The organism is Paraburkholderia sp. BL6669N2 (genome assembly GCF_003387275.1).
In the GTDB taxonomy this organism is placed as follows: domain Bacteria; phylum Pseudomonadota; class Gammaproteobacteria; order Burkholderiales; family Burkholderiaceae; genus Paraburkholderia.
Window position 1 is genome coordinate 1,163,382 of sequence record NZ_QUNA01000001.1, and the last position, 17,756, is coordinate 1,181,137.

16 protein-coding genes are annotated in these 17,756 nt (G+C 59.5%); 9 read left to right on the forward strand and 7 right to left on the reverse strand.

All coding sequences use genetic code 11. The features are described 5' to 3' along the window. Positions 1 to 12: 12 nt before the first annotated feature. Both B0G80_RS05260 and B0G80_RS05265 read left to right on the forward strand, forming a co-directional pair. The gene (locus tag B0G80_RS05260; RefSeq protein WP_408967693.1) at positions 13 to 1,575 is read left to right on the forward strand and encodes an MDR family MFS transporter; all 1,563 of its coding nucleotides are present in this window, start codon (positions 13 to 15) and stop codon (positions 1,573 to 1,575) included. Positions 1,576 to 1,776: 201 nt separating this feature from the next. Then, positions 1,777 to 2,361 carry a TetR/AcrR family transcriptional regulator gene (locus tag B0G80_RS05265; protein WP_258878947.1) on the forward strand — a complete coding sequence of 195 codons (585 nt, stop codon included), beginning with the start codon at positions 1,777 to 1,779 and terminating at the stop codon, positions 2,359 to 2,361. A gap of 15 nt (positions 2,362 to 2,376) precedes the next feature. Here B0G80_RS05265 and B0G80_RS05270 read toward each other — a convergent pair whose 3' ends face one another. Beyond that, positions 2,377 to 2,838, reverse strand: coding sequence for a PaaI family thioesterase (locus B0G80_RS05270; protein WP_116117255.1), 462 nt, complete (start codon positions 2,836 to 2,838; stop codon positions 2,377 to 2,379). A gap of 123 nt (positions 2,839 to 2,961) precedes the next feature. Here B0G80_RS05270 and B0G80_RS05275 point away from each other — a divergent pair, with 123 nt between their 5' ends. Then, complete coding sequence (locus B0G80_RS05275) at positions 2,962 to 4,113, forward strand: NADH:flavin oxidoreductase (protein WP_116117256.1); 1,152 nt, start codon at positions 2,962 to 2,964, stop codon at positions 4,111 to 4,113. A 189-nt stretch (positions 4,114 to 4,302) separates the two neighbouring features. Here B0G80_RS05275 and B0G80_RS05280 read toward each other — a convergent pair whose 3' ends face one another. From B0G80_RS05280 to B0G80_RS05290, 3 genes are all read right to left on the reverse strand, one after another. After that, positions 4,303 to 4,989: an SDR family NAD(P)-dependent oxidoreductase gene (locus B0G80_RS05280; protein WP_116117257.1), complete on the reverse strand. Its 687-nt coding sequence runs from the start codon at positions 4,987 to 4,989 to the stop codon at positions 4,303 to 4,305. Positions 4,990 to 5,040: 51 nt separating this feature from the next. Continuing rightward, on the reverse strand, positions 5,041 to 5,835 hold the full coding sequence (locus tag B0G80_RS05285; RefSeq protein WP_116117258.1) for an enoyl-CoA hydratase/isomerase family protein: 795 nt from the start codon (positions 5,833 to 5,835) through the stop codon (positions 5,041 to 5,043). 139 nt (positions 5,836 to 5,974) lie between these two features. Beyond that, positions 5,975 to 7,171 (reverse strand): amidohydrolase family protein, encoded by a 1,197-nt coding sequence (locus B0G80_RS05290; RefSeq protein WP_116117259.1) that lies wholly within the window; start codon positions 7,169 to 7,171, stop codon positions 5,975 to 5,977. 240 nt (positions 7,172 to 7,411) lie between these two features. Here B0G80_RS05290 and B0G80_RS05295 point away from each other — a divergent pair, with 240 nt between their 5' ends. Then, positions 7,412 to 8,890 carry an MFS transporter gene (locus B0G80_RS05295; RefSeq protein WP_258878813.1) on the forward strand — a complete coding sequence of 493 codons (1,479 nt, stop codon included), beginning with the start codon at positions 7,412 to 7,414 and terminating at the stop codon, positions 8,888 to 8,890. 61 nt (positions 8,891 to 8,951) lie between these two features. Here B0G80_RS05295 and B0G80_RS05300 read toward each other — a convergent pair whose 3' ends face one another. Next, a complete protein-coding gene (locus B0G80_RS05300; RefSeq protein WP_106285263.1) occupies positions 8,952 to 9,749 on the reverse strand; it encodes an IclR family transcriptional regulator in 798 nt (265 codons plus the stop codon). A gap of 245 nt (positions 9,750 to 9,994) precedes the next feature. On the opposite strand from B0G80_RS05300, the gene B0G80_RS05305 reads away from it, so the two are divergent. Beyond that, complete coding sequence (locus tag B0G80_RS05305; protein ID WP_116117260.1) at positions 9,995 to 10,753, forward strand: SDR family NAD(P)-dependent oxidoreductase; 759 nt, start codon at positions 9,995 to 9,997, stop codon at positions 10,751 to 10,753. 253 nt (positions 10,754 to 11,006) lie between these two features. On the opposite strand, the gene B0G80_RS05310 is transcribed toward B0G80_RS05305, so the two are convergent. Together B0G80_RS05310 and B0G80_RS05315 are read right to left on the reverse strand one after the other, a co-directional pair. Beyond that, positions 11,007 to 12,248, reverse strand: a complete 1,242-nt coding sequence (locus B0G80_RS05310) for a CaiB/BaiF CoA-transferase family protein (protein WP_116119528.1) — start codon at positions 12,246 to 12,248, stop codon at positions 11,007 to 11,009. 117 nt (positions 12,249 to 12,365) lie between these two features. Beyond that, positions 12,366 to 13,160 carry a crotonase/enoyl-CoA hydratase family protein gene (locus B0G80_RS05315; RefSeq protein WP_116117261.1) on the reverse strand — a complete coding sequence of 265 codons (795 nt, stop codon included), beginning with the start codon at positions 13,158 to 13,160 and terminating at the stop codon, positions 12,366 to 12,368. Between the two features lie 238 nt (positions 13,161 to 13,398). Between B0G80_RS05315 and B0G80_RS05320 the strand changes: the two genes are divergently transcribed. The 4 genes from B0G80_RS05320 (at position 13,399) to B0G80_RS05335 (ending at position 17,695) form a co-directional block, all read left to right on the forward strand. Beyond that, complete coding sequence (locus B0G80_RS05320) at positions 13,399 to 14,175, forward strand: enoyl-CoA hydratase (protein ID WP_116117262.1); 777 nt, start codon at positions 13,399 to 13,401, stop codon at positions 14,173 to 14,175. A 103-nt stretch (positions 14,176 to 14,278) separates the two neighbouring features. After that, the gene (locus B0G80_RS05325) at positions 14,279 to 15,265 is read left to right on the forward strand and encodes a nitronate monooxygenase family protein (protein ID WP_116117263.1); all 987 of its coding nucleotides are present in this window, start codon (positions 14,279 to 14,281) and stop codon (positions 15,263 to 15,265) included. After that, complete coding sequence (locus B0G80_RS05330; protein ID WP_116117264.1) at positions 15,262 to 16,431, forward strand: CaiB/BaiF CoA-transferase family protein; 1,170 nt, start codon at positions 15,262 to 15,264, stop codon at positions 16,429 to 16,431. The genes B0G80_RS05325 and B0G80_RS05330 overlap by 4 nt, the downstream gene beginning before the upstream one ends. A gap of 4 nt (positions 16,432 to 16,435) precedes the next feature. Continuing rightward, the gene (locus B0G80_RS05335; RefSeq protein WP_116117265.1) at positions 16,436 to 17,695 is read left to right on the forward strand and encodes an acetyl-CoA hydrolase/transferase family protein; all 1,260 of its coding nucleotides are present in this window, start codon (positions 16,436 to 16,438) and stop codon (positions 17,693 to 17,695) included. Positions 17,696 to 17,756 lie beyond the last annotated feature (61 nt).

Genomic DNA, 17,756 nt, shown 5'->3' on the forward strand with positions numbered 1-17,756 from the left:
GCGCCGCGCTCAATGCACAACCCTTCGATAGACGCGCTACCAGCAGACACCGTGAACGTTGAAAAAGGACCCGTTAAGAATCGCCGCATTATCACGGTGTCGATCATGCTGGCCACACTGATGCAAACGCTCGACAGCACGATTGCCAACGTCGCCCTGCCGCACATGCAGGGTGCACTGGCAGCGTCGCAGGACGAAATCGTCTGGGTCCTTACGTCGTACATCGTCGCGGCGGCGATCGCCACGCCGCTCACCGGCTGGTTCACCGACCGCCTTGATTTGAAGCGTCTGCTCGTCGTTTCCATTGCCGGGTTCACGATCGCTTCGGGATTATGCGGCATTTCCGCTTCGCTTCAGCAGATCGTCCTGTCACGCGTGCTGCAAGGCGTGTTTGGGGCTGCGCTGGTGCCCCTCGCGCAGTCGATCCTGCTCGATATCAATCCACGCGAAAAGCAGGGTCAGGCGATGTCCGTGTGGGGCATGGGGGTGATGATCGGCCCAATCATCGGTCCGACTCTCGGCGGATGGCTCACCGACAGCTATAACTGGCGCTGGGTATTCTTCATCAACCTTCCGGTTGGCTTACTCGCTCTGGCCGGCATTCTGGTCTCGCTTCCGGTTCGCGATGATCGCCGGAAGCGCAGCTTCGATTTCGTCGGTTTCATCACGCTAGGGGTGGCGATTGGCGCTTTCCAGGCGATGCTCGATCGCGGCGATCAGCTCGACTGGTTCGGCTCGCTGGAAATTCGAATCGAAGCCCTGATTGCAGCGATCGCATTTGCCTTTTTCATCGTGCACACTGCGACCGCCGGTCCGCGATCGTTCTTTCGGTACCAATTGCTGTGGGATCGCAACTTTGCCACCGGCATCGGCTTCATATTCGTAATCGGTGCGGTGCTCTACGCCACCCGTGCGCTGATTCCGCCCATGCTGCAAAATCTGATGAACTATCCTGTCGCGACGACTGGTCTCGTCACCGCGCCAGGCGGTTTCGGTACGATGATCGCGATGCTCATCGCCGGCCGCCTCGTCGGCAAAGTCGATCTGCGGCTTTCATTGCTATGTGGCTTCGCGGTATCTGCGTTTTCGCTATGGCAGATGACGCAGTACACCATTGTGCTGGCACGCTCCGACATTGTTTGGCCCGGGCTGATTCAAGGCTTCGGTTTGGGTCTGGTGTTTGTGCCGCTGAGTGCGGCATCGTTCTCGACATTGGCGCCGCAACTCCGTGCCGACGGCACGGCGATTTACAGCCTGATGCGTAACCTCGGCAGCAGCATCGGCATCTCCCTTGTGCAGTCGGTCGTGACTCGCAATACTCAGGTTTCTCATGCTGCGCTCGCGGAACAAGTGACGGCATTTAATCCCGTGCTGCGGCAACAGTTCGACGTTTCTTCTCAAGCCTCGATGGCGACGCTTGATGCAGTCATCACGCAACAGGCTTCGATGATCGCGCACATCGATGCGTTCAAGCTAATGCTATGGGCGACGCTGGCTGTCATTCCGCTGCTTGTCCTGATTCGCCCGACGCACAGGCGCATCTCCGGGGAGATGCCGCACGTCGCGCTCGAATAGCCTTAGGTCGGCCCTACTGGCGAACTGGCAGGGAGGTGAGTACACTTTCACTTTCTCCCTGGTCGCCAGCTGCCCATGGCTAAATCTCCGGCGCTCCGCGCTGCACCCGCACCTTCAGTCGACGCCGCGGCTGCTACAGCCACTCCCCGGGCTGCAGGCCGGCCTACCCAGGACGCCGCGGCCGAACTGCGCGGAAGACTGCTGAGCGCAGCGACGCAGATTTTTCGCGCAGAAGGATTTGGTGCAGCCAGAGTGGAAGAAATAGCCGCTCGCGCGGGAATCAGCAAAACTACGGTCTACCGGCAATTCGGCACGAAAGAGGATCTGTTTCGCGCCGCGATCTCGCATGGCATGGAGGATTTGCGAGGCAGGATCGAGCAGTTGCTGAAACCGCCTCGCGAGTTCGAGAAGACGCTGTCGCTCCTTTTGCGCACATTGACTGAGCATATGGCGACCACGGACACGATTGAAATCACTCGTGTCGTAGTTGGAGAATCGAATCGCTTTCCGGATGTGGCGAATGGGTTCGTTCGATACGTGAACGAGATGCTCGAACCGGTAGCGGACTTCATCGCCTCCGCCGCCCGCCGTGGCACGATCAGCGTCCAGGACGCACCCGCGGCTGCCCGTGACCTGCTTACGCTAGTTGCCGGCAGCACGGAAGTGTTGATGGGCATTCCGACTACGCGCGCACACCGCGAACAGCGCGCCGCACACATCCAGCAACTGCTGCTGTCGGCCTGGCGGTACACAGGGTCCGGCGAGGCTCACCCCCCACAGGCCTAGCGCCTGCCAACTGCCCTACCCATCCATCTGCCCTATTACCTGGAATTGTGCTGACGCCTGAGCGATACGCAGTCCGTTCGCCCAGATCAGACAGTCTGAAAAGACCACGCGCTTACCGGACCGAAGCACATCCACATGCGCCTCGACCCAGTCGCCGGGCTGAGCGCCACCCAAAAAATTGACCGTCAGATTGGTCGTCAACACCTTGACCGGGGGTTGCCGCGAATACTTGCTCGCCCATGTGATGGCGGTGTCCGCCAACATGCAGACCATCCCGCCATGCATCATCTGCCCAAGGTTGCGATGTTTCTCGCGCATGCGCATCCCGACGACGTGCCCACGCTCGCTTTTCCTGTACCAGATCGCGCCGACGAGTTCATGGAACGGGCCGAACATCGGCATCAGCTGGAACCCTTCGGGAATCTGATCGTCGTCATCCTGTTCAACGTAGGCAACCGCGGTGACGTGGGTTTGCATTGACATAGTCCTCTATACGCGTCGTCTTTTCATGTCTTGTGCATGGCACGAGACGCTGTTTCACTATAAAAATGTAGCGTATCATTATCCGCATGCAAGTCAACTATACGCACGGAGACAAAGGTGATCACAGCACCACTGTTTGCGCCACTGTCGGTCCGCGGAATCACACTGGCAAATCGCGTCGTCATGTCACCGATGACGCGCGGCTTTTCTCCCGACGGACTGCCGGGGCCCGATGTCGCTTCGTACTATCAGAGGCGTGCTGAGGGCGAGACTGGGCTCATCATTACTGAAGGTGTCGGGATCGATCATCCGTCGGCGCTTGGCGAAGCCGGACTTGGCGAGAATTCAATTCCCACGCTGACGGGGCCTGAATCGGTCGAAGCATGGCGCCTCGTGACCGATGCAGTTCACGCAAGCGGCGGTGTGATTTTTCCTCAACTGTGGCACATGGGTCCGATGAAAGAAGCTCATACCGGCCCGGTCCCCTCTGCTGCCCCAATGCGGCCGTCCGGCCTATGGGGACCACGGGGAGGCCTGACGTCACTCGACGCTGGCTATCTCGATCGAGTGCAGCCTGCCACCCGCCCAATGACCGATGAGGAGATCGCCGACGTCATTGCAGCCTATCGCCGAAGCGCGTCGCATGCAAAAACCGCCGGATTCGACGGAATAGCCCTTCACGGCGGTCACGGTTACCTGATCGATTCGTTCCTGTGGAGCGAGACCAATAAACGCGCAGATGCGTGGGGTAAGGACCTGGTGGCGAGGAGCCGCTTCGCTGCAGAGGTTGTCCGCGAAATCCGCGCGGAGCTTGGCGAAACAATGCCTATAAGTTTCCGCTTTTCGCAGTGGAAACAGCAGGATTTTAAGGCGCGTCTCGCTAGCACGCCCGAAGAACTCGAACAGATTCTCACGCCGCTCGCGGAGGCCGGCGTCGATATTTTCGAAGCGAGCACCCGGTATTTCAACCGCCCAGAGTTCGAAGGCTCTGATATGAATCTTGCCGGCTGGGCAAAGAAGGTGACTGGCAAGCTCTCGATGACCGTAGGCGGCATTGGGATCAATAAGGGCTACTATGATTCCATGGCCGGCGCGCAAACGGTGGCGCAGCCCGACCTTAGACCATTGCTCGATCGCTTCATGCGCAACGAGTTCGACCTGGTCGGCGTGGGGCGGTCATTGCTACATGATGCTAACTGGGCCCGTCGCGCACGTCTGGGTGAACCCTTCCTCGGGTTCAGCACGGATTCACTGGTTCGCCTGACCTGATCCGAGCAGTTCTCCGACGCGAATCTGCTGGCGCCCGGAAGGGTCCGGCAGTGCACCCGGTTGACTGACTGCCTCGCGAGGCCGCGGCGCGTCGAATGTGTCGGGCAGTCACTGGCGGATGACAATAGAACGCGCCTTTGCTGCAACGAAAAAACATCCCGCAGCAAAGGCGGTTCAGCGGCGACTCACCTACAAACGCCCGGTAATCGGGATCGATGCGCCCGTCACAGCGGATGCGCAAGGCGTTGTGAGGAAGAGAATGACGGCTGCGATATCGGCCGGCTGCACCCAGCGCGAGAAATCCGCGTCGGGCATGTCCTTGCGATTTTGCGGCGTATCGATGACACCGGGAAGGACTGCATTCACAGTCATACCGCGATCCTTAACTTCGTCGGCGAGTGCCTCGGTGAAGCGCAGCACGCCGGCCTTCGACGCCCCATAGGCGCCCATGCCCGTGCTGGCCCGCAGTGCGGCGCCGGCACCAACATTGACGATGCGTGCGCCCTCCGCTCCGTTCGCGAAATGCTCGAAAGCCGCCCTGGACGCGGTCACAGCCGTACGCACATTCATCTGATACATCACATCCCATGTCTCCAGGTTACTGTCCGCTAATGTTTCCCAGCGAAAACCGCCGGCCACGTTGATCAATGCGTTCAAAGGTCCGACACGCTCGACCACCGACAACATGGCCTTTCGTGCACTGCCCAGATCGGTCAGATCGACATCTCCGAGCAGCCATTGCCCGTCCTGGGTGGATGCGTCAGGCGCTGGCGCCCGATCCAACAGCGCAACACTCCAGCCATCGGCTGCAAATGCGTTGCCGACGGCCCGACCGAGCGTTCCGAACCCTCCACTAACCACAACTACACGTTGCATCTAAGCACTCCTCTTTCAACAAGCTGCGGGCGACAGCCAGGCGAGCGCGACTTAGCGGCCCTTGAATACCGGATCACGCTTCTCGCGAAACGCATTCACCGCTTCCTGGTGGTCTTCGGTCTGATTCGACAAGGCCTCGTACGCAATCGACGCGTCGAGTATCGAATGTGCAAGCTGCTTCAGACCGATATTGATCGACGTCTTGGTCCACTGAATGGCTTGCGACGCACCCGTCGCCAGGCGCTTCGCCATTGCATCGACAACCGCATCGAGTTCGTCAGCGGGAACGGCACGATTGATCAATCCGAGACGAGCCGCCTCTTCAGCTCCGAGAAGATCACCGGTCAGCAGGTACTCCTTGGCCTTCGCGTAGCCAATCAGTTGCGGCCAGATGACAGCGCCGCCGTCTCCGGCAACGAAACCGACCTTCACATGCGGATCGCCGATTTTCGCGTGGTTCGCTGCATAACTCAGGTCAGAGAACAGCGCGATGGTCGCCCCGAGTCCAACTGCATGGCCATTGATCTTCGCGATGACCGGTTTCGGACAGTCGAGCATCGAAAAGATAATTTTCTTGGCGCGCTGCATGCCGGCGAGAAACAACGACTGATCGTCAATGACTTGCTGCATATGTTCGATATCGCCGCCCGCGCTGAATGCGCGGCCCGCGCCGGTGAGCACGACCACCCGCGTTTGCGGATCGTCGGCGACATCCCCGAAGAGCCGCGACATTTCGATATCCATCTGTTCGTCGAAGGCGTTCAAAGTGTCGGGCCGGTTGAGCGTGACGGTAAGAACCCCACCGTCGCGCTCGAGCAGCAACGCCTGATAATCCAGTAAGTTCATGGCTAGCCTGTCCAGAGTGACGCGAACGCGCGGGATGTCGCAAGCTCCCCCGCTGTCGCTTCTATCGTTATGGGTCGAACAAAAAACCGCTCGAGGCACGTCTGACACGCGCCTCTTCACTACTGAAACATCCGAACGGTTAGGCCCGGGCCGGGATGAACCGGCGTCCGTTGTCGTACATGATTTTTTGAGTGTCCGTTGCGGACAACGGCTCGCAAGCCTCACGCGCGAAATCTTTCGGTTCGGGTACGCCTTCTGCGTGCGGATAGTCGGAACCCATCAGCAAATAGTCCGCCGACCCAGTTTGGGCGACGATCTGCGCGAGATCATCTTCCGGATACGCTACCACGAAGACGTTCTCCTTGAATATCTGGCTCGGCCGGGTCTTCAGTTGACCGCAAGGCCAGTAACCGTTTTTCGACATTCCGCGGCATTTGTCCATCTTCACCAGCATTGACGGCACCCATTCGGCGCCATTTTCCGCGCTGCACAGCTTTACGTTAGGAAAACGCTCGAAGAAATTGTAGAAGATGAACGACGACAGCGTTTCCACCACCGGGCGCTCGCCATAACCGTGCATCCACACGAATGCCGTCTGGCGCTGGCGCGATTGCTGCACCGGCTCGCCCCACACGGCCATGTGGTCCTTCATGTAAATCGCTTCGGAAACGTGGAACGTGACGCGCACGCCTGCTTCGTTAAGAATCGCCCAGTACGGATCGAAATAGGGATCGGCGGGTGCGCGCCCACCGAACGGCCCCATCGGCATCAGGATCACGCGCACGCCGTTTGCCACGAGCCATTTCGCCTCGGCAACAGCCGCGTCGAGATCGTCGAGCGTGACGATCGGAGTGCTGTAGATACGCTCTTTATAGCTGAAGCCCCAATCGTCGAGCATCCAGCGGTTGTATGCGTGCAAGACGGCATTGGCTGCGGCCGGTTCGCTCAGGTACGAGATGCATGCAACCATTTCTCCGACATACATCGTGCAGGCCTCAACACCGAACTCATCCATCTTTTTCAGACGCGCGTCGCGATTGAACATGTCCGGCGTGGGCTGAACCCGCATTTCAACGTTATCCTTACCGTCCTTCATGGCTCGCAGCCATTCGTGGAGCTTCCCCGGGGGCGGTACAAGTCCTTCGGCCGAAGTGTAGCCTTCGCTGATCTCGACCTTGCGATCGCCAACATACATGCAGCGATTGCCTTCGGGGGTAACGCGGCTTGTGAACCCCCATTCTTTCTTGAATTTTTCCGGCAGATAGCGGCTGAACGCATCCTCCACTTCGTAGAAGTGTGTATCAGCGTCGTAGATCTTTCCTTGATAAGTCTGCATGAAGAAGTCTCCTGTTTATGGAACGAACGATGAGAGCCGCGCCGTTGAATGAAGTATCGGTGCACGCAGTCGACCTACAAACCTCCATATCGAAACGAGAGATCGTGATACCGCATTGATATCGGAAAAAAACGATCCATATCAGCGCAAAGGCAGCTCGATCACCCTATGCAATAACAATTATACGCACACCGTTCAACTATGAGATGATACGTAAAACTCAATCGCAGGTAGACGCCTATGCACGCCGATGCAACGCCGCAATCGTTACCGCGCGCGCCCCTAACCGAGGGCACGCGCCGCCGGTTCATGGTTGCAGTGCTGCTGTCAGCAGTCGCGGCATCGTCCGGCATCACGGTGATCTACACGATGCTCGTCACGCTCTACAGGGTTTTTCCCGGGTCGGCTTCGGTGGGCTGGACCGTCACAGCCTACTGGCTCGGCGCAGCGGTTTTCGCTGCGATCTGTGGGCGGCTTGGCGACCTGCTCGGCTACCGACGGGTTCTGCTCACCGTGCTGGTTGTCGCGGCCGCGGGGGGCGTGGTGGCGGCGTGCGCGCAAAGCATTGCCGTGTTGATCGCCGGCTGCATCATGCAGTCGATCGCGTCCGGCATCACGCCACTTTCCATGGGGCTCGTCCGAGAGAACCTGCCTTCTGGACAAATACCGTCTGCCGTTGGGCTGATCAGCGCCGCAGGTATGGTGTCGGCCGGATTGGTCTATATCGGCGCCGGTGTTGTGGTCGATCACTACTCGTGGCAGGGTGGCTTCTGGCTCAAAGTGGCTTTGTGTGCGCTTACGATCGCAGCGGTGCGTCTATGGGTGCCAGAATCGTCGCGCAGGGTCAGCGAAAGAATTCATTTCGTGCGGGGCCTTGCCTTCGCACCGGCGTTATGCGCGATTCTGTTCGCTGTTCAGCAGGTCCACGCATGGGGAATCATGGATCCGCGTATCTGGGGCATCCTGATAGCAAGTCTGGTGGTGCTGTGGCTTTGGGCGAGAGACCAGCGCAGGGTGACGAATCCACTTATTGACGTCCGCATTTTGGCAAAACGCCAGGTGACTCTCGCAAACGTCTGCATGATGTGCATCGCCATCGGAGCGATGCAACTGGGTCAAGTCTTCTCCATGCTCTTACAGCAACCGGCCTGGACGCATGCGGGCTTCGGGATGACCGCAACCCAGGCGGGACTACTGATGTTCACCATCAACTCTGGCGCGATGATTGCCAGCCCGTGGAGTGGACGCATCGCCGCTCGCTACGAAGCCCGTCGTGCCGCATTGATCGGCATGACCATGCTAGTGATTACGTGGACCAGCCTGATCCTGCTTCGCAGCAATTTATTGCTGTTCGTTCCCGGCGCAATGCTCTGCTCGTTTGGCCTGGCCTTCGCGCACACCGCTGTCTACAACCTGATTATTGAAGCGACTCCAGCCGAACAGACCGGTGAGGTGACTGGTCTGCTCTACGTATTTTTTTCGTGTTTTTTCGCGGTCGGTGCGCAGGCCGTATTCACGCTGCTGCAGGGTGCATCCGTGAACGAAGGAGGTGCGTCGTTTCCTGCTGCGCAAAGCTATGTTGCAGTGTTTGGGTACGTCGCAGGCAGCGCGTTGGCGGGACTGGCAATTGCGTATGTGCTGCCGCGCCGTCGCGGACCAGGCCGTCAGTCCCGCGCCCTCGACTGCGGAGCGGTAAGTGGCCCGGCACGCATTCGGTAATTGCCAGACAGAAACTGGCGGCCGCAACGCGAATCCGCCAAAGACGTCTCGCGCGGGCCGGTTACTCGTCGTCGTTCGCAACGCCCAGTGCCGAGGCGCGTTGCGCAACGGTGAGCATATGTTCCTCCAGGCTCTTTCGTTGCCGGTCGAACCGCTCTAGAGGCGCGCCGACCGCCATTGCCGCAATCACGTTGCCGTTGGGTCCGAAAATCGGTGACGACAACCCTGCCGAGTCAGGCAGCAGTTCGCCGCGGCTGATCGACAACCCCGTCTCAACGATGCTCTGCAGCTCCTCGCGTAAAACCTTCTTGTTGACTGTGGTTTGTTCCGTGTGCCGCTCAAGCTTGACCGTCCGAAGATACTCGGCAAGGAACTCCTCGGATTGGTAAGCCAGCAGAACGCGTCCGGCGGCCGTACAATACAGCGGGCGACGCATCCCGACGATCATCGAATATCGAACAGATTGTGCACTTTCAATGACATCGACATACGTTATGACCTTTTGCTCCGCATCGAGCACGCCGATATAGACCGTTTCCCGAGTGCGCTCCGACAACTCGACAAGAAACGGGCGCAGCATTTTCGAAAAATTCCATACCGCCATCACGTTCGCGGAAAGCCGGAAAATGGATGGTCCCAGCCGGTAACGGCCGACGTCGTGCATCAGGAACCCCTCGGCCACAAGAGGGCGCAGCAAGTTGAGCAAGCTGCTTTTCGGCGACTCCAACGCAACGTTAAGTTCCGCCAGCGACATCCCATCTGGCGCTTTCGCCAGTACGTCGAACAGTCCGAGCAGGCGAGTCAGCGAACGCGGTCCGGTGACATCTCTGTCCGCTGGCGCCAGGATTTCTTTCGACATATCACTCCCCTTCCATTTGATTTGCGTTCATTATAAATGAACCATTCACATAGTCTCACGTCGGACGCCGGTTTAGCACCGTTATTCGTCCCAAGATCCGAAATAATTTTGCGGTCATCGTGGCTCTCCTTATTATATAATCGAACGACGTTCAGAAATATGTTTCACAGTGCTGCGACTGGTCAGCCGGCTCGATCTGCACCGTGAGCGCATCTTCAATCGGTACGAGACTAAGGAGTTCGTTCATGAGTGGACTACAGGACCGGGTTGCCGTCGTAACGGGTGGTGGCCAAGGGTTAGGGCTCGGCATAGCGCGCGCGTTGGCAATGGAAGGCACGAACCTTGTTCTGACCGGGCGCACCGAAACGAAGCTGCGGGACGCGCAAAGCACACTGGAGGCCCTTGGCGTGGGGGTGCTCGCGGTGCCTGGCGATACTCGCAGACGCGCAGACGCGCAGAATGCCGTCGCCCTCGCCATCAAGCATTTCGGGCGTATCGATGCGCTTGTCAATAATGCGCAAAGCAGCACTCCTAGCGTGCCTCTGGAACAGGTCACCGATGAAAACTGGCGCGACACGCTCGAATCCGGCCTTTATGGCACGCTTTACTTCATGCAGGCTGTCTTGCCACGCATGAAGCAGCAGCAAAGTGGCAGGATCGTTAACTTCGCGTCGCGCACCGGTATCGAAGGCACGCAGGGCTTTGCGCCATACGCCGCTGCCAAAGAAGGCATTCGCGGCTTGTCGCGGGTTGCTGCCCGCGAATGGGGCGTTCATGGCATCACGATTAACGTGGTGTGCCCCGCCGCGCTGACCCCCGCCGCGAATGCCTATCTGGAGGCGAACCCCACCGAGTGCGCGCGCTATCTGTCGGAGATTGCAATGGGTCGTTTCGGCGATCCCGAGAAAGATATTGGACGTGTAGTTGCATTTCTTTGCAGCGAGAGTGCAGGTTATGTGACGGGTCAGACCATCAATGTCGACGGCGGCCAGTCAATGCTCTAGATGCGCTGCAAGGTATCTTGTCACACATGAAGCAACAGCAAAGTGCAAGGATCGTTAATTTGCGCAGCAACAGTCGGTGAATCGCAGCGGAATTCAAGCGAAGCGCAAAGCTGCTCCGTAATACAGATTTCGCCTCCATCGAACTTCGCGAGAGTGCGATGAGTTTGGCCCTGCCTTCTTGCGGGAAGTCAGGGCCATATTTTTGAGCTGCTCGGAGCCGCCACTGCACTTGATGGCTGCGTCAGGCATTGGCCTAAATGATCTTGCGCTCACGCAACGAGCCGATATCCGCAGGCGACATCTCCAACAGCTCGCTCAGCACGGAATCGGTATGCTGGCCGAGCGTAGGAGGAGCGGTATAAGAATCGATCGGCGTACCTGACATCTTCACCGGATTAGCGACCATCCTCACTGCGTCGTCAGATAGCGGATGCGTGGCTTCCACGCACATGCCTCGCGCCTGAACGTGCGGATCGGCGAAGACCTGTTGAAGGTTGTTGATCGGACCTGCCGGCACGCCTGCGGCGTCCAGCGCAACCAGCAGCTCGTTGCTCTGCCATTGCGCGATCAGCGGCTCGAATACGTCCCCGAGTGCCCGGCGGTTCCTCACTCGCAGGGCGATTTCGGCAAAGCGCGGATCGGTAGCGAGTTCCGGACGACCCAACACCTGGCATAGCCGCGCATACTGTTCGTTATTGCCGGCGACAATCATGATGTCCCGGTCCGCGCATCGAAACATGCGTGAGGGCATGCCGCCGTTACCTTCAGTTCCGCGTCGGATCGGGACTTCGCCGGATACCAGATACTGGCTGGCATAGTGCGAGGTCGCGGCGATCATCGAATCCAGCAGGGAGAGGTCGATGTATTGCCCTTCTCCGCCTGGCGCGCCACCGGCGTCGCGCCGATAGAGCGCCGCGACTATCGCTGACGCTGCGTATTGCCCACAAATGATATCCGCGAGACTTGGGCCGGTCTTCATCGGGCCACCACCGGGCACGTCGTCGCCATTTCCCGTGATGCTCATCAGGCCGCCCATTGCCTGGAAAATCGAATCGTAGCCCGGACGCGGGCTGTAGGGCCCCGTCTGGCCAAAGCCCGTAATCGAACAGTAGACAAGGCGCGGATTGACAGCCTTGAGACTTTCATAATCGAGGCCATAACGTTTCAGGTCCCCAACCTTGTAGTTCTCCAGTAGCACATCGCATTTAGCCGCAAGCGATCGGATCAGTGCCTGCCCTTCAGGGGTCGCAATGTCGCAGGTGATGGACTTCTTACCTCGGTTCGCGCTGATAAAGAAAGTCGATTCACGCGTGTCGTTACCGTCCCGGTCCTTCAGGAAAGGCGGACCGAACTGGCGTGAGTCATCGCCCTTGCCCGGTCGTTCGACCTTGATCACCTCTGCTCCCAGGTCCGCCAGCATCTGCGCGCCCCATGGCCCAGCGAGAATGCGGCTCAGATCGAGCACGCGAATCCCCGACAACGCACCTTGCTTCATATCGAATCGTTCCATTGAATTCATTTTCAAACGCGACCCCGGGAGTCGTGACCTGATAGAACTCGTGGCGCATGAAACCCCGTTCACCACGCGCTATGTATCGCGCAGGTCGTTTCGCTAGCAGCCGCTGAATTTGGCAGCGCGCTTTTCGACAAACGACTGGACACCTTCTTTAGCATCTTGCGTGTTGTAAAGAAATTGCTGGGTCGTCTGGATCCTGGAATAGGCGTCTTGCCAGCCTGAACCAAGCGATAGCCGAGCATTGGCCATGGTCGCCTGCACGGCCAACGGTGCCTGCGCGGCAATGCGTTCCGCGATCTCCAGCGCCTGCTTAAATTCTTCGCCCGCCGGCACTACTTCCTGAACGAAGTTCATACGATAAGCTTCCTGTGCCGTAAATTCGTCACCCGTAAGCAGGATTTTCATCGCGTTGCCCCACCCCGCGCGATCCACCATCCGTATCGTCGCGCCGCAGCCAGCCATGATGCCGCGCTTGACTTCGAGCTGCGAAAAGCGGCAGTTGTCTGCTGCCACTGCCACTTCAGATGCTAGCATCAGCTCAACTGCCACCGTGAAGCAGATTCCCTTCAGCGCAATCACGACGGGCTTCTTGCGCAGTGGTTCGCGTAGATTGAATGGGTCGACTTCGCCGACCGGAAGTAGCGGTTTACCCTCGCGGCGTAGCGGCGCGATCTTCGGCATATCGAGGCCCGCAGTGAAGTGATCGCCCTCTGCATGGAGCAGTCCACAGAAAATGTCGGGACTCGTTTCGAGAAGCGTGTACGCCTTGGCCAATTCCTCGAACATCTTGGGGGTAAAGCCATTGCGTTTTTCCGGACGGTCAATGCCGATCAACAGAACATGGCCGCGCTGCTCCACGCGAATTTGCCCGTCTTCATGGCGTGTGATCACTCTGTGCCTCCTTGCGTCTTTTGATGGAGCGCCGACCCGAAGCTCAATTGACAAAGCTTCGCCGCGCATTCACAATTATAAACACCGTTCAATTTACGGACAAGCCTGATTCACCTCGGCGTCGGCAGTCCGGCACGGCGATGCAGCCGCACAAGCCGATCCGCAAAGCGATCGCGCCGCGTCCCGCACAGTCACCGGGTGGCGTACATGTTCGTTTGAATTCGTGCAAGGAAGACTTATGGGCTACGAAACTATCATCGTTGAAACGCGCGGCGCAGTCGGCTTCATCAAGCTTAACCGACCGCAGGCGTACAACGCGCTGAACAACCTCCTGATGGACGAGTTGACCGCCGCACTCGATGGATTCGAAGCTGACGAAGCGATCGGTGCGATCGTGCTGACCGGCAACGAGAAAGCGTTTGCCGCGGGCGCCGATATCAAGATGATGAGCGACTGGACTTACATGGACGTCTTCAAAAGACAGTTCATCACATCCAACTGGGAACGCACCGCGCGCTGCCGGAAGCCGGTTATCGCCGCAGTGGCCGGCCTCGCATTAGGCGGCGGTTGCGAACTGGCAATGATGTGCGACTTCATTCTCGCTGCCGACAACGCCCGTTTCGCGTTGCCTGAAATTACGCTGGCGACCATTCCGGGCGCAGGCGGAACACAACGTCTCACCCGTGCACTCGGTAAATCGAAGGCCATGGAGATGGTCCTGACGGGCCGCAAGATGGACGCCATCGAAGCCGAACGCTGTGGCCTCGTCAGTCGCGTTGTGCCTCTCGAAGAGTTGCTCGACGAAGCATTGAAAACGGCGGAAACGATCGGCGGATTTTCGCAACCTGTGGTTGCGATGGCGAAGGAATGCGTAAATCGCGCGTATGAATCGAGTCTCGCTGAAGGCATCCTCTTCGAACGACGCATGGCATATGCAACCTTCGCAACCGAAGACCGCAAGGAAGGCATGGCCGCATTCGCGGAAAAACGCAAGCCTGTGTTCAACAATCGCTGACAACGATGCGCGGGTCTGAACCGCACCTTTGTGCGGATCGGCTAAGGCCCGTGCCTGGATCGAGTCCTTGCCACCCAGTCAATCGCCCAGACGGCACAAAACCATGAACCCCAAGAAAAATCGTATCACCGAATTGCTTGGCATCGATTACCCGATCATCCAGGGTGGCATGCGTTGGGTCGCTCGTGCGGAACTCGCGGCGGCAGTCGGCAATGCCGGCGGGCTCGGTTTCATTTCCGCCCACACGCATGCGAACGCGGATGTGCTGGCTCGAGAAATCGACCAGGTGCGAGCGCTCAGCGACAAGCCGTTCGGCGTGAATCTGACCGTGCTCGGCAGCAACGCCGGACTCGACTACGACGGCTATGTGCGCACGATCGTCGAGCGAGGCGTGTCAGTCGTCGAAACCGCTGGTAGCAACCCCGCGAAGTACATCGCCATGTTCAAGGCGAGCGGCGTCAAGGTGATCCACAAGTGCGTCACCGTGCGGCACGCGCTGAAAGCCGAATCGCTCGGCGCAGACGCGGTCAGTATCGACGGCTTCGAATGTGCGGGGCATCCCGGGGAAGATGATATCCCCGGACTGATCCTGATCCCCGCCGCTGCCGACAAGTTGAAGATCCCCCTGCTCGCCTCGGGTGGATTCGCCGATGGCCGAGGCCTGATGGCCGCGCTCGCACTCGGCGCGGACGGCATCAACATGGGCACACGCTTCATGCTCACGCAGGAATCGCATGTCCATGCGGCGATCAAGCAGCGCCTGCTGGAAGCGACCGAGCGCGACACTTTGCTGGTCGGACGCACGCTTGGCGACTCGAGCCGCGTGATAAAAAACAGCGTCAGCCTCGCCGCGGTCGAACTGGAGCGTGCCGGTGGTATCACCCACGCCGATCTGTATGCACTGACCGGCGCGAACCGTTGGATGGATGCCTTTGCAAGCGGCGACATCGAAGGCGGTGCATTTCCGGCCGGAATGGTGACTGGCCTGATCCACGATTTGCCGACCTGTGCGGAACTGATCGCGAGAATCATGCGACAGGCGGCTGACATCGCGCAGCGTGACTTCCCCTTCGAGGGGCCTTCAGCATGAAGCTTGCCGGGGTTCGCGTCGTCGATCTCTCGCAATTCATGCCCGGGCCGATGCTCGCATCACACCTTGCCGATCATGGCGCCGACGTTATCAAGATTGAGCCGCTGACTGGCGATGCGGCGCGCGGTTCGTTAGAGTCGGACAGTGAGTTTTTTGTCGCGCTCAATCGCGGCAAGCGGAGCATCGCACTAGATCTGAAACATGCCGACGGACTCGCTATCGCGCTGAGACTGATCGACAAGGCCGACATCGTGATCGAATCGTCGCGGCCCGGAGTCGCGGCGCGTCTTGGCATCGATTACGACACCGTTAGCCGCACAAATCCCCGCCTTGTTTACTGCTCCTTGACCGCTTTCGGTCAAACCGGCCCGCTTTCGTCGGTACCGGCGCACGACCCCGTCATACAGGCCATCGCGGGAACGCTGCCGCGCGACGAACGCGGCGCGCCCGTCACGTCCGGCGCATCGCTCGCCGCTTTGGCCGGTTCGTTGACGGCCTTGTCCGCAGTGCTGATGGCGTTGTTACATGCGCGCGAGACGGGTCATGGGGACTTCGTGGACATATCGCTTTACGACGCGGCGCTGACGGCACAACCCCATCTGACCGGCCACGCGCTCAACCCTGTCGACGGACACGATGTCGAGGCCGCGCATGGCGACAATGCGATCGCACTGCTTGCGGCGTACCGGACAGCCGATTCGCAATGGCTTTGCCTCGGCGGACGCGAACTCGACTTCGCAACCAACCTGCTGACGCCCCTCGGCCGGCCCGACCTGATCCCCGTCGCAGTCGGGCCGACAGGCGAAGCGCAGGCCGGCCTGCGCGCGTTCCTCACCGAAGTTTTCCTGACGCGCACGTTGAACGAATGGCTCGAGTGGTTAGAAGGACGTCGCGTCAGTTTCGCACCGGTGCTGTCGCTGCATGAGGCGCTCTCGCATCCACAGGCTCGCGCTCGTCAGATGGTGAGAACGGATGCGACGGGCCGCCGGCACATCGGAAGCGCGATTCGATTCCAACGCGATCCGGCAGAACCCTGCCTATCTATCCCGGCCATCGGCGAGCATACGGCAGAGATTCTCGGGACACTGGGGTATACCGCCGAATACATCGCCGCTCTGGATCAAGCCGGTGCTGTCCGCACGCGGAACCCCAGAACCAAGGCGTAACGTCATGCCCTTGCTCCTGCAACCGGACTCGATCGATTTCGCGTCCATCGTTCGTCCTGGCGACACCGTCATGTGGGGCCAGGCAAACGCCGAACCGGTGCCGTTGACGCAGCCTCTCATCGCGCAACGGCGGCAAATCGGTCGCTTCCGTGTGTTCCTGGGGGCGAGCACCACCGACACCTGCCAGCCGGTCCACGCCGACTCCATCGACTTCGTTTCGTACTGCGGAGCCGGCGCGAACCGGGTACTGGCGCACGCGGACCTACTCGATGTGCTGCCGTGCCACTACTCGCAGTTTCCGCAAATGATCCACTCGGGCGCGCTCAAGATAGACGTGCTGCTGTTGCAACTCGCGCCGCCCGACGCCGAGGGCCGATACAGTCTTTCGATTGCGCATGAGTATCTGATCCCGGCACTCGATACCGCGCGTGTGATTGTCGCCGAGATCAACGAACGGGCACCGTGGACCTACGGCGAGCGTTATCTACGCGATGACGACCTCGACTTCATCCTGCCGACCTCGCGCGCGCCGCTCGAAAATGCACCAGCCAAAGCGGGCGATATTGAACGGGCAATAGCCGGCCATATCGCCGGGTGGATTGATGACGGCTCAACGCTTCAGTTCGGTCTCGGCGCGATTCCCGAAGCTGTTCTGGGGCAGCTGTCGGACCGGCGAAACCTGGGTGTCCACTCCGGCACGATAGGCGACAAGGTTGCCGATCTGATGGACGCTGGCGTTATTAACAATGCGCTAAAGAACGTGGACAGAGGCATAACAGTTGCGGGCGTCATGATGGGCAGCCGCCGCATTCACGATTTTTCGCATCGCAACCGCAAGGTGCAATTTCGCTCGACGAGCTATACGCACGATGTCGACGTGCTCGCCCGCATCGACCGATTTGTTGCGATCAATTCTGCACTGGAAGTTGATCTGAGCGGGCAGATCAATGCGGAAGTCGCCGGCGGCAGGTACGTCGGCGCCGTGGGCGGCGCGCTCGACTTCCTGCGTGGAGCACGGCTCGCCAAAGGCGGCCTGCCGGTGATCGCCCTGCCTTCGACAGCAGCCAAAGGCGTAAGCCGGATCGTGACGGCACTCAGTGGCCCGGTCAGCACGCCGCGAAGCGACGCCGGCATCATCGTGACCGAATATGGCGTAGCCGACTTGCGGGGGCTCAGTCTGAAACAGCGACGCGAGCGCCTTCTGGCGATTGCTCATCCTGACTACCGGGCCGCCCTTGAACATGCCACCGGCGGCTCCGGCTGACTTCCATCGCCCAACCCGCAGCCACCGGCCAGACGTGATGCCGGGCAGCGGCTTCCATCCC